This is a genomic window from Methanospirillum hungatei, from assembly GCF_020216685.1.
Lineage (GTDB): Archaea > Halobacteriota > Methanomicrobia > Methanomicrobiales > Methanospirillaceae > Methanospirillum > Methanospirillum hungatei_B.
On the sequence record NZ_JAIWNS010000151.1, the window covers coordinates 1 to 12,575 of the forward strand.

Sequence of the window (12,575 nt, forward strand, 5' to 3'; positions counted from 1 at the left end):
ATTTTATCATTTGATGCATTAATAACTGAACTCGTACCGATTCATGTGATAACATCACCGCACCCATTGGTGGTCCCAGCAAAGTTATCCAGAAGACAGAAGACATTATTATCGTATTTCGGAGGTATCCCCGCCGTCTGATCAATACTCTCCTCCCAAAAAAATAGCGAACACATATACCATTGGAGTAACAGGGAACAGGCAAAAAAAGAGAGCGAGATTACTATCCCGAAGATTATTTATGTCAGATTTTTTCGTAATATTTCTGACTTCCACATCCGGGACAAAGGCCATTTTCAACAAGGTTGTCCGGAACAGGTTCACCACATGACGTACAGATAACTGTCTTCCATTTCTTTTTATGGCTGACAGGTATCCGGACTTTTTCCCAGGATAACATTCCGGTTCCGATATCCAGAATTTCTTCCACCAGTTTCTTTTTCATGGTCATGCCATCAAAATCTGATGAATTAGCAAACCATGCCTTAAGTGTTGGAGTTCCATCAAGTTTTCCCACATCAACCTTTACTCGAAAGCCCACAGCATGATCGTCTGTACTCGGACGATTCATTGTAAGTGCAAATCTACCGATCGGGATAATAGTGAGACGATGATTTCCGGTAGTACAGTGAGTGATTACCTGCAGTGGATCCGGTGCACATTTCGTCGTTTCACACACTGCATACAATTTCTCTCCAGGGGTTGCCCCCAGAAGCTCGAGAGCCTTATCGACCATATAAATGCCAATGAGCAGACCTGGAGCAGGAAATGTATGAAAATCAATACACTGGTCGAACCAGTTAACAATGGTAGGATCACTCCCATTTTTTTTAAGCAGAGAAAGAATTTCCTCTTTTGAGTATTCGTCCCCGAGTTTGGACATGTAATTAATGTTTGACTTCAAGACATATACAAATTGATATGTTTACCTCTTCAGAAATGATCACAAACATTCGAGAGAGAATTTTCATCATTCTAATAATAAATCCATTTCTATTGATTATGCAGTATGTTAAATGAATCATGTAAAAATATTGTTGAGTATCTCACCAATAATCAACATTTTTGCGGCACCATAATTTATACTGATAACAATGGAGTAGGTAGTAAACTACTTTTAGAATATTTTCACCATTATTATAGCATAAGTGATCAACTATTCACGCGATAGTGAATATTAATATGTATGACTAAAAATAGGTATAAGTAAACTAAATTAGGTTATTCCTCCCTAATTTTTTTCACCAATTTTCACCATAATTTGTGAGAAAACCGATACGGTTATCACGTCATACTCTCTATGATGTATTGCTCGGATATACCACCGGGCACATGTTTAACGTGATAGAGGCAGAATCAACCCGAATTCGTGAAGGATTTTCCCGAGTTCTTCCTTCATGAATGATTCTGCCTTTCTATATGGTTTGTAATCTCAATTTAGGGTTCGTTATTAAAAACGAATTATTAACATTTTCACAATTTTCCATGAATCAATAACAGAATGACGAATTTTCACCGATAATCACCATAATGCGCGGAACTTCATAAGAATGCATTTTACCATGGATTGGAGTTAATTTTTTGATGTTAATTCTTCTAATGTCGCACATAAATTTTGCGTGATTTTATCATTATTATGGGGTTAATTATAATATTTATAATCCTTCTAATAATGCCTATTATGCTAACTTTTTTTGCTCATTCACCAATAAATCATCATTTTGAAGAAAGCAAAACAATGAATTTATATAGTGAAAAGAGAAAATTTCTGTTATCACGGGACAATCAGAGTACTTCAGGTCTGCATGTTCCGGGACATGCATCATATAACCGGCTTTCCGGTCGTATGACTGTTCATCGGCGATTTTCTTCGTTACGAGGAGCATTATGAGCACAATTTCCATCAATCTGATTTCCGGACGTACCATTCAGCAGGGTGCGTCAATGGAAGGCGGAAAAGAGACTGATAAATACATGAAAGCCTGCGGGATCATCGAGATCGATGATTCTGACTTTAAACGCCTTGGCATCATGAAAAATACCAATGTCAAGGTAAAAAGTGAATATGGAGAAGTTGTCGTAAAGGCAATTGAAGCAACCCAGGGGCCGCATCCGGGCGTTGCCTTCATCCCCATGGGACCATGGGCAAACAGTGTGACCAGCCCTGAAACGTACAGCACCGGTATGCCCACTTTTAAAGGAGTCCCGATTACTATTGAACCAGCAGAGAAGGAAAAAGTCCTGAACTCATTGGAACTTGTCAGGGCTAAGTGCTGGGGTGATGCATAATGTCAAAAACATGTACTGATGTCATCTGTCCATTTTGTGGGACTCTTTGCGATGATCTGATTGTCACCACAGATGATGAAGGAAAAAAGATCCTGAATGTTGAGAATGCCTGCGCCATCGGAGCGGAGAAATTCCTCCATGCATCTGATCACTCACACCGGGTAACCCGTCCGCAGAAACTTCAGGAAGACGGATCCTTCAAAGAGATAACCTACGATGAGGCCATCGAATATACCGCACAGATGCTGGCAAATGCGAAAAAGCCATCCATGTACGGCTGGTCCTCAACCAATTGTGAATCCCAGAGCGTCGGACATGAAATCGCAGAACTCTGTGGAGCACTGGTAGACAATACCGCTGCCGTCTGTCACGGAACAACCCTTATTGCAGTGCAGAATGTAGGTATCCCAAGCTGTACCCTTGGAGAAGTCAAGAACCGTGCAGATCGCGTTATTTTCTGGGGATGCAACCCGGCTCATGCACACCCCCGCCACATGTCCCGGTATTCCATCTTCCCCCGTGGTTACTTCACCGGAAAGGGTCAGAAACAGAGAAAGATCATCGTCGTGGATCCACGTCCGACCGATACCGCAAGCCTTGCAGATGTTCACCTTCAGGTTGAACAGGGGTATGACTATGAATTACTCCAGGCACTCCGTGCAGCAGTCCGTGGAAATGAACTGACCGGAGATATTATCGCCGGAGTCCCGAAGGAAAAGGTCTACGAGGCAGCTGAACTCTTAAAGTCCGGCCGGTTCGGAGTCATCTTCTTCGGTATGGGAGTGACCCAGTCCCTTGGAAAGGATCACAACATCGATGCAGCCATCATGCTGACAAAAGACCTCAATGACTACACCAAGTTCTCCATCATAGCCATGAGAGGACACTATAATGTGACCGGTTCAGGTCAGGTCCTCGGCTGGCAGTTCGGATTCCCATACTCTGTCGACCTCTCCAGAGGGTTTGCACGGTACAACCCAGGTGAGACCGGAACCATCGAAGTCCTGAAGAGAAAGGAGATTGATGCCATGTTTGTCCTGGGCAGTGACCCTGGTGCACACTTCCCAATGGAATGTGTCAAAGAGATCTCCCGGCTCCCATCAGTCGCAATTGACCCGCATATCACCCCGACCACCGCCATCTGCAAAGTCCATGTCCCGGTCGCCTTTGTGGGAGTAGAAGTCGGTGGCAACTGCTATCGTATGGATAACGTCCCGATTGAAGCCAGAAAAGTTGTCGAACCACCGGAAGGAATGATGACCGATGAGGAGTTCCTGAAAGCAGTCTTAAAAAGGGTCAAAGAACTCAAGGCAAATTAAGGGAGTAATAATCATGAGCGAATATATCATTAAAAATGGAAAGGTCTACGACCCAAAGACTGGATTAAAAGGAGATGTTGCCGATGTATGTATCAAGGATGGAAAGATTGCAGACAAGGTCTCCAATAAGGCGAAAGTAATTGATGCAAAGGGCAAGACGGTCATGGCCGGTGCAGTTGAAGTCCATGCACATGTCGCCGGTCCAAAAGTCAACGAAGGAAGAAACTACCGTCCGGAAGACAAACTCTTCACCTACAAGCCAACCGGAAAGAACACCCGTATGTCAGGCGGGTTCTCAATCCCGACCACCTTCAAGACCGGGTATGAATACGCCCGGATGGGATACACCACCGTCATGGAAGCTGCAATGCCGCCACTTTATGCACGGCACGTCCATGAAGAGATCAAGGACACTCCAATCATCGACGAAGGAGCATTCCCGGTCTTTGGAAATAACTGGTTTGTCTTTGAGTACCTGAAAAACAACGAGATGGACAATGTCTGTGCATACATCTCCTGGCTGCTCAAGACAACCAAAGGATATGCAATCAAGATCGTCAACCCCGGTGGCTCTGAAGCATGGGGATGGGGAGAGAACTGTACAACCGTCAATGATCCGGTCCCGTACTTTGACATCACCCCCGCAGAGATTGTAAAGGGTCTTCTGACTGCAAACGAGAAGATGGGCCTTCCACACTCGATTCACATCCACTCAAACAATCTTGGAAATCCAGGGAACTATACCACAACCCTTGATACCTTAAAGATTGCAGAAGGAGTCAAACCAAACAACAAGTTCGGTCGAGAACAGGTCCTTCACCATACCCACGTTCAGTTTCATAGCTACAAGGGTGACTCATGGGCAAACTTTGAGTCAGGAGCAAAGGAGATCGCGGATTATTTCAACAAGAACAAGAACATGACCATGGATCTTGGTTGTGTTACCCTTGATGAGACCACGACCATGACCGCCGACGGTCCGTTCGAGCACCACCTTACCTCATTAAATCACCTCAAGTGGGCAAATGTGGATGTCGAACTTGAGACCAGCTCTGGTATCGTTCCCTACGTGTACGACCCGAACATCAAGGTATGTGCCATTCAGTGGGCAATTGGTCTTGAACTTGGTCTCCTTGCAAAAGATCCGATGAGAACCTTCATCACCACCGACCACCCGAATGCAGGACCATTCACCCGGTACCCGCGTATCATGAAGTGGCTTATGTCTGACAAGTCACGTCAGGCCATGCTCAAGGGCTTTAAGAACTCTGACAAGGTCATTGCAGCAACCAACCTTGCTTCCATCGACCGTGAACTGACCCTCTATGAGATTGCCCAGATGACCAGAGCCGGACCTGCCAAATCACTTGGTCTGTATGACACCTTTGGTGGTCTTGCCCCTGGAATGGACGCCGATGTGGTCGTCTATGACCTGAACGAAGACAAGATCAAGGATGCGGAAGAGATCGAGAAGGCGTTCTCTGCAGCAGATTATGTCTTTAAGAGTGGAACCCTCGTTGTAGAGAATGGTGAAGTCATCAACAACGGAAACAAGCGTACCCTCTGGGTTGATGCCAAAGTCCCGATGAACGAACAGGTAGAACGGGATGTCCAGATGAAGTTCCTCAAGTTCTACAGTATGAACCTGAACAACTACGAGGTATCAAACCACTACGTACCAAATCCGTACGTCATTGAGGTAGATTCCAACTAAGGAGTGACAAGGAATGGATATAGTAAAACTTACCCTCACGAAAGTTCCCGAACTGTACCTTGAAGCAGAAAACATCACTCCTGACCACTTTGCAGGTAAGACTGCACAGCAGATTGGAGAATTACACGTTCACCTCGGAAACACCACTGCAAAAATCAGCGACTACTTCACTGTAGAAGGGAAGGGAGGAGCCACTGCTGCAGACACCAAGATCATCATCTCCGGGCCGACTGACAAGGTCAAGTACATCGGTATGAAGATGACCGCCGGAGAGATCGAGGTTCAGGGTAATACAGACATGTATACCGCGGCATGGATGGCAGGCGGGAAGATCCATGTCAAGGGAAATGTTGACTCATTCTGTGCCATTGGTATGACCGGTGGCGAGTTCATCGTTGACGGGAATGCAAAGAACTACCTTGCAGCTTCATACCGTGGAGACTGGAGAGGGATGCAGGGTGGTAAGGTCATCGTGAAGGGCAACGCAGGATCCGATACTGCAACCTTTATGAACGGCGGTACCATCGATATCGGCGGCAATGTTGATGTTCACCTGGGAACCCATGCAGAAGGCGGTAAGATCATCGTCCGTGGCAATGCAAAAGGCCGTGTCGGGGGGCAGATGGTCAAGGGAGACATCTTTGTCCTTGGTCAGGTCGAGCGGATGATGCCCACCTACATCCTGAAGGGTGAGGAAGAAGTCGAACTCGACGGTAAAAAACAGATGTTCCATGTCTGGATTGGTGACATGGGCGAGCGGCATGGAAAGCGGAAAGGAGAGATCATCTATGGAAAGATCTACGTTCCATCCGGCAAGGCTGAGGCCGCTGCACCGGCAGCCCGTGCAGAACGCAAGAAAAAATTGACCGACAAACAACTTGAACAGGTTAAAGAAGCATTCAAAGGTCAGGAGCCAACCGTCCAGCAGGTCAGAACCTACATCTATGATACCTTTGATATTGACATGAAACCCATGCAGGTCTCACGTCTTATCGACGGACTCAAGAGATAATCTTTTTTTTTTTATTTTTTTTGTGTTTCTTCGGGAAATACCATTACCGCTGATGCCTTGAATGCAATAAAGATGGTATCCCCCTCATCAATCCTGAGTTCGTACAAACTCTGAATGGTTAGAACACCAGTTAGGAAAATTCCACAATCAATTACTACCCATGCAATGGATCCCATTCGTCTTATCTTTGTTACCGTTGCCATGAGGACATTTCGTGCACTGGATTTCAAAGGTTCGCGTGAAAAGATGAGAGCATCAGGTCTGATACCACATTGAACCGGGCCGGTATATGGGGTGATGACATGTATTTTTACCTGACCAATCCTGATCACCTTCCCCTCATGACTATCCATTGCAATACCGGAGAATAAATTTTCCATTCCGGTGAAGGCAGCAACAAAGGGTGTTTTGGGGTTTTGAAAGATCTCATCAGGACTTCCAATTTGCACGATGGCTCCATTGTCCATGACTGCTGTTCGGTGCCCAAGTGAGATAAGATCCTCTGCATGATGCGTGATATGAATGACAGACACACCTGTAAGCATAGGGATTCTTGCTAACTCATTTCGCATTTTTTTATGAGTGATGGCGTCAAGAGCGGACAATGGTTCATCGAGCAGAAGAATCCGCGGTTTTATGACAAGGGCACGGGCAATGGCTACCCGTTGCTGTTCTCCGCCACTTAGGGTATCCGGACGACGGGATAAGAGGTGGGTAATTCCAAGAAGTGAAGCAATACCTTCCGTCGCTTTTCTGATGTCATGAGATGGGTGCCTGAGTTGTCTCAGTCCAAATCCAATGTTTTTCTCTATGTTCAGATATGGAAAAAGCATGTAATCCTGGTATACCATCCCTATATGCCGAAGTCGTGCCGGCCGATCCGTTATGTCAGTACCATCCAGAATTATCTTTCCGGAATCTGGAGAATAAATTCCCGCTATAGTCTCGAGTAATAGGCTCTTTCCAGCTCCCGAAGGTCCAAGAATGATAAAATATTCACTATCATCTATTGTCAGGGTCACATTCCTGAGATGAAAATCACCGAGGGTTTTGGATAATCCCATAATTTCTAGTGGCACTATACCTTCCTTTTTACTCCAAACCAGTGTTCAAAGACAAGTAATGTTCCTACCGAGATTGCCATTAAAATGGTCGCTGACGCAATGGCCAGGTCAAGATCCCCGGTTGAGATATTCAGATACAGGGCTATTGGCAATGTCTCAGTTTTCATCTTGGTTGCACCAGCGAGCATTAGGACAGCTCCAAACTCTCCCATGGCTTTAGACCAGGTGATGGTAAGTCCTGCAAGAAGAGCCTGGTGGGACATGGGAAGACTGACCTGCAAAAATACGGCAGATTCAGATGCTCCAAGTGTTCTTGCCACATGCTCATACCGGGGAGGTACTGAATCAAAAGCAGACCGCATGACTCTGATTAGATACGGAACATTTACAAAAAACTGAGCGATAACAATTGCGGTGGTGGTATACACAATATCAATCCCGATAAAGCGGAGAATATTACCGAAAAAAGATGGTCCGAAGAATATCAGAAGGGCAATACCAGCGACCAGTGGTGGGAGGGAGAGGGGAAGGCTGATGACCATACCCATGAATCCTGATGTTGGAAAGTGGTATCGGGAAAGTGCATATGCAACAGGGAGAGCAATAACGGCGCAGAATATGGTAGAGATGAGTGATGTGATCAGGGACAGTTGAATCGAAAACAAAATCTCTTCGGAAGTTAGTGCCCGGATAAGGGCATGTGTGTCAGGCCAGAGGACGAGACTCGTAAATACCAGGCAGAATAGGAGTATCAGAGATCCAGAGAGGAGAATTAGAAAACCCTGAAACCAGGAGCCAGAATACACCTTAAATTTCCCTTTCATGGATTCGGGATACAGAATGTAATTTTTCGAATTATCTTGTTTACCAAAACCATATATGCATGCGAATCCGGACGACTGGATTTTATGGAGTGAGAGGTTTTATTGCATGGTACTTTCAAAAAGACAGGAAAGAGGGTGTAAAATATCCCTTTTAATAAAATCATATGTTTTTTCACTCATACCTTCAGATCAGCATAGGCTGGGTCCGGATAAACAGGGAAACCATGCTTTTTAAATACTGCCTTTCCTTCATCTGATGAAACAAAGTCTACAAATTCCTGTGCATGCTCTTTCTGTGTAGTAAAGGTGGTCCGGCCGATGGGTACAACAAGTGCAAGGCTTTCGTCATCAGGTAATTGAACGGATTCTATCTCATCTCCTTTTATCTGGTCAATGGTAATGAGACTTGCATCAACCTGCTTCAGTTTTAACGCAGTTACCACTTCATTTATCGTGGGTGCACGAAGGACGACATTTTTCTCAACATCCTCAGCAATACCCAGTTTTTCAAAAAGTTTCTGACCCTGTCTTCCTATAGCTGTTGTATTCACATCACCAAGTGCGAGCTTGAGTCCATCTTTGGTAAAGTCATAAATAGACTTAATTCCGTGTGGATTTCCTGGTTGAATACCGATCACCGGAACATGATAGGCAACATACACCGGATCAATTACCAGACTCTTATTCTCTGCGATTGCATAATCAGGAGTGCCACCAGGAATAAAAACATCGCCCTTTTTGGTCAGTTCCATCTGAGTAATAAGAGTCCCGGATCCGGCGAAATTATATTCTACCTTAATACCTGTTTTTTCTTCAAAAAAGGTTCCGATTTCTGTCATCGGCTCTTTCAGTCCAGCTCCCGCATACACAAAGAGTGTATCAGACTCTAAAGCTCCATACACCGGAGCAGACATGAACGCAAATAGGAAGAAGAGTACAAGTCCTGTTAAGAGACATGATCGATACTTCATCTGTACTACTAGCCAACTGATAACATATAATGATTTCTTTTTGATTAAAGTTAGTGACATTAAATTCATTTCATGCGAAAACCTACTTAGTAAATTACATTCAAAGGGCGAGAGAAGTATAGTAATACAGAGTATCCGAAAATGATCCTGAAAATCACTAGGAAATTTGATCCTCATTCAAGGACCTTGGTTTAAAATTATCTCCATGGAAAATGATTTTTTCAAAAGGCTACATGGATCATTATATTCCCAAATCCGGTCACAACTATCATGGAGTATTTATCGTATTGTGAAATGAACATGTATAAAACTCGGGTATGTATGGAATTCATGCAGAATAAAAAACACATTTATTTATCAGGTACTTTTAATCAGACTCAAAATACTACGCAGAACAGTTCTTTTGACACTGTACCAATATGTTCAGCTTCAATTGAGGATGCTGTCAACCTGATACGACAAATTGCTCCGGATACGCAAATCGAAACCAGATATATTGATGAAGCCGATGGCTATACCCTGGGAGCTCCGGTTTTTTGCAGATATGATATTCCGGGTTTTGATCGCTCAACAAAAGACGGCTTTGCAGTCCGAGCTGAAGATACTAAAGATGCCACACCAGAAAACCCGATCCGGTTAACCTTTTCAGGATCGATACAGAACGGCTATTCACCTTCTCATATCCTCACGAAAGGGTCCTGTATGGGCATTACAACCGGGGGAGCATTACCAAATGGTTCAGATGCTGTTGTAATGTTGGAGTATGCTTGTTTTAAAGAAACATACGTGGAGATTTACTGCCCGGTGGTTCCGGGAGATAATGTCATCAGAAAGGATGAAGATGCGAAAGCAGGAGAAATTATCTTCCCTGAAGGAAAGATACTACGTCCCCAGGATATCGGAGTTCTTGCAGGATTTGGAATCTGTACTGTACAGGTCAGGGCCATGCCGGTTATTGGAATCCTTTCAACCGGGCCAGAACTTGTCCCTGCAGATGGGAGGCCTAAGAGAGGGGAAGTCAGAGAGACCAATTCATACCTTATTTCAGCATTGTGCAGAAAACTCGGAGCTCTGCCCAAACGGTATGGTATTGCCTGGGAGGGGATGGCTGATCTATCTAACATGCTTTGCACGGCTGTTTCAGAATGTGATGCAATCATTATCAGCGGGGGAAGCGCCCATGATGAGCGTGATCGTACGGCTGAAGTAATCTCACATTATGGATCTATCCTCTTGTCAGGTATGTCCATTTCTCCGAGGAAAAAGATGGTAATTGGAGCAATTCGAGGTAAACCGATTATTGGTCTGCCGGGTCACCCGGCATCAGTGTATTTGTTGTTATTGCTTGTGGTTTCAAATCTCATCCAGGCAATGAAAGGTTCTGTGACACAAGGCCTTTTAAAAGAACACGCAATCGCAGGAGATGACATGAAAGCTCATCCCGATCGTGAGTATCACATCCCAGTACGGATTGACAATGGCTATGTCTTTTCATTAAGCCGGAAAGCAGGTCTTGTTAGTCTACTTACCCATTGCGACGGAATTGTCCATATCCCCCAGGGAAGCAGAGGAATTAAAAAGGGTGAACAGGTGGATGTCATGGATCTTACCATGATTCGATCACCTTTTCATATACATCCACATGATCAGTACGATGCAAAATTATTTTAAAAAAATGCAATTTATGGTGAGTTTAAAAAATTTGTTATTTGAAGTACCCAAAAACGGTATCAAGTTAATCAAATTCATCATTTTCCCTTAAAATTAAATAAGTTAATTAAATCACAGATATCGTAAATGAAAATAAGTATTTTTAAATACTCTTTCTATCATATATGTGGTGCTGACTCTTGTCAGCAAAACTCGGTGCGGTCATCAGGTTACCTTGAGATCCAGTAATACCGATCGTGAGAAAGCTCCGAACCGGTTCCTGATGACCATTTCAATATAATTATGCCTCCTTAAAGGAGGTTTTCTAGTTTTATTTCGAATTGTAATAGTTAATTATCAGGAAGAATAAGTTATTATTGATGAACAGTACACTCGGGAAGATCATCTCCAGTCACCCCCATGGACCGGATACCGTATTGTCAGATACGGTACATGGACATGATACTGGCTCAGGACTTGGGAAAGGGAATAAATTGAGAACCTTTCTTTCAGAAAAGGCAGAACCTTTTTTTGATGTTGTTACAATTGACGAAGCAGTCAGAACTGTAAGAAGCATTGCAAAACAGACCGGAACGGAGACGATTATGATTGATGAAGCTGAGGGTCGGGTTTTAGCCGAATCAATCATCACACAGGAGAATATTCCGGGATTTGACAGATCCTGGAAAGATGGATATGCTGTGATTGCACAGGACACATATCCAGCGAAAGAAAATTCTCCGGTCATCCTTTCTCTTTGTGGTTCAATTGCTATGGGAAAGTCAAAGAAGGGGCAGATTCAGTCAGGGGAATGTATGTATATTCCCACTGGTGGTCAGATGCCGGATGGTGCTGATGCAGTCGTTATGATTGAATATGCAGAGCAGGTTGGTGATAGGGTCCTCATTCGCCAACCGGTTGTTGTCCGGGAGAACGTAATTGCAAAAGATGAAGATTTTCATGCAGGAACCGTTATTTACCCGGTCGCTTCGACACTCAGGCCACAGGATATCGGAGTTCTCGCTGCAATTGGGAAAACGCGGATTTCCGTCCGAAAAAATCCCCGAATCGCCATTATATCAACCGGGGTCGAACTGGTTCCTGCAGAGGCGATACCACGGACAGGTGAAGTTCGTGAGGTGAATTCGCACCTGATATCTGTTTTCCTACGAAAACAGGGAGCAATCCCGGTCAGGTACGGAATCATCAGAGATAATCTTGATGAATTAAAAAGTACGATTGAAACCGCTTCCTCTGAATGCGATGCAGTCATCGTGAGCGGAGGCAGCTCCAAAGATCGGAATGATATCACCTTCAGGGCGATTGCATCACTTGGTAAAGTATTTGTGCATGGAATTTCCATTGCTCCTGGAAAGCCTACCATTATCGGACAATGCGGAGATGTCCCGGTAATCGGTCTTCCAGGTCATCCGGTATCGACATTCATGGTAATGACTTTGGTTGCCGTTCATCTGATCCAGGCCATGAAAGGAGCACCTTGTCAGCATATTTACAAAAAGACTATAAAAATGGCGACGGACCTCAAGTCAGAAGGAGGCCGTGAGCAGTATATCCGGGTACGTATTGAAAACGATGAAGCTACACCGGTTCTTGGAAAATCAGGACTGTTAAATACTCTCCTCCATAGTGATGGAATTATCCATATTCCGACAGGAAAGTAAGGCCTTGTAAAGGGTGAAGAGGTAGAGGTGAGGCTCTGGTGAGCCGTTTT

Annotated in this window: 10 protein-coding genes; 6 read left to right on the forward strand and 4 right to left on the reverse strand. The window is 44.4% G+C overall.

Features of this window, described 5'->3' with window-relative positions; genetic code table 11:
- Positions 1-244: 244 nt before the first annotated feature.
- Positions 245-883, reverse strand: coding sequence for an FmdE family protein (locus LDL35_RS09630; RefSeq protein WP_304022133.1), 639 nt, complete (start codon positions 881-883; stop codon positions 245-247).
- A gap of 1,004 nt (positions 884-1,887) precedes the next feature.
- Between LDL35_RS09630 and LDL35_RS09635 the strand changes: the two genes are divergently transcribed.
- Genes LDL35_RS09635 through LDL35_RS09650 form a run of 4 tightly spaced genes read left to right on the forward strand, consistent with a single transcriptional unit; the run spans position 1,888 to position 6,334 of the window.
- Complete coding sequence (locus LDL35_RS09635; RefSeq protein WP_011448956.1) at positions 1,888-2,289, forward strand: molybdopterin dinucleotide binding domain-containing protein; 402 nt, start codon at positions 1,888-1,890, stop codon at positions 2,287-2,289.
- Positions 2,289-3,608 (forward strand): formylmethanofuran dehydrogenase subunit B, encoded by a 1,320-nt coding sequence (locus tag LDL35_RS09640; protein WP_011448955.1) that lies wholly within the window; start codon positions 2,289-2,291, stop codon positions 3,606-3,608. The genes LDL35_RS09635 and LDL35_RS09640 overlap by 1 nt, the downstream gene beginning before the upstream one ends.
- A gap of 13 nt (positions 3,609-3,621) precedes the next feature.
- Complete coding sequence (locus LDL35_RS09645; RefSeq protein WP_011448954.1) at positions 3,622-5,322, forward strand: formylmethanofuran dehydrogenase subunit A; 1,701 nt, start codon at positions 3,622-3,624, stop codon at positions 5,320-5,322.
- 13 nt (positions 5,323-5,335) lie between these two features.
- Complete coding sequence (locus LDL35_RS09650) at positions 5,336-6,334, forward strand: formylmethanofuran dehydrogenase subunit C (protein ID WP_369694913.1); 999 nt, start codon at positions 5,336-5,338, stop codon at positions 6,332-6,334.
- 11 nt (positions 6,335-6,345) lie between these two features.
- On the opposite strand, the gene LDL35_RS09655 is transcribed toward LDL35_RS09650, so the two are convergent.
- From LDL35_RS09655 to modA, 3 genes are all read right to left on the reverse strand, one after another.
- Positions 6,346-7,413 (reverse strand): ATP-binding cassette domain-containing protein, encoded by a 1,068-nt coding sequence (locus tag LDL35_RS09655; RefSeq protein WP_011448952.1) that lies wholly within the window; start codon positions 7,411-7,413, stop codon positions 6,346-6,348.
- Positions 7,413-8,222 (reverse strand): ABC transporter permease, encoded by an 810-nt coding sequence (locus LDL35_RS09660; RefSeq protein WP_304022134.1) that lies wholly within the window; start codon positions 8,220-8,222, stop codon positions 7,413-7,415. Before LDL35_RS09660 ends, LDL35_RS09655 begins: the two co-directional genes overlap by 1 nt.
- A 176-nt stretch (positions 8,223-8,398) precedes the next feature.
- Positions 8,399-9,193 (reverse strand): molybdate ABC transporter substrate-binding protein, encoded by a 795-nt coding sequence (gene modA, locus LDL35_RS09665; RefSeq protein WP_143709465.1) that lies wholly within the window; start codon positions 9,191-9,193, stop codon positions 8,399-8,401.
- 330 nt (positions 9,194-9,523) lie between these two features.
- Between modA and LDL35_RS09670 the strand changes: the two genes are divergently transcribed.
- Together LDL35_RS09670 and glp are read left to right on the forward strand one after the other, a co-directional pair.
- A complete protein-coding gene (locus LDL35_RS09670) occupies positions 9,524-10,864 on the forward strand; it encodes a molybdopterin molybdotransferase MoeA (protein WP_304022135.1) in 1,341 nt (446 codons plus the stop codon).
- A gap of 359 nt (positions 10,865-11,223) precedes the next feature.
- Positions 11,224-12,525, forward strand: a complete 1,302-nt coding sequence (gene glp / locus LDL35_RS09675) for a gephyrin-like molybdotransferase Glp (protein WP_304022136.1) — start codon at positions 11,224-11,226, stop codon at positions 12,523-12,525.
- Positions 12,526-12,575: the final 50 nt, after the last annotated feature.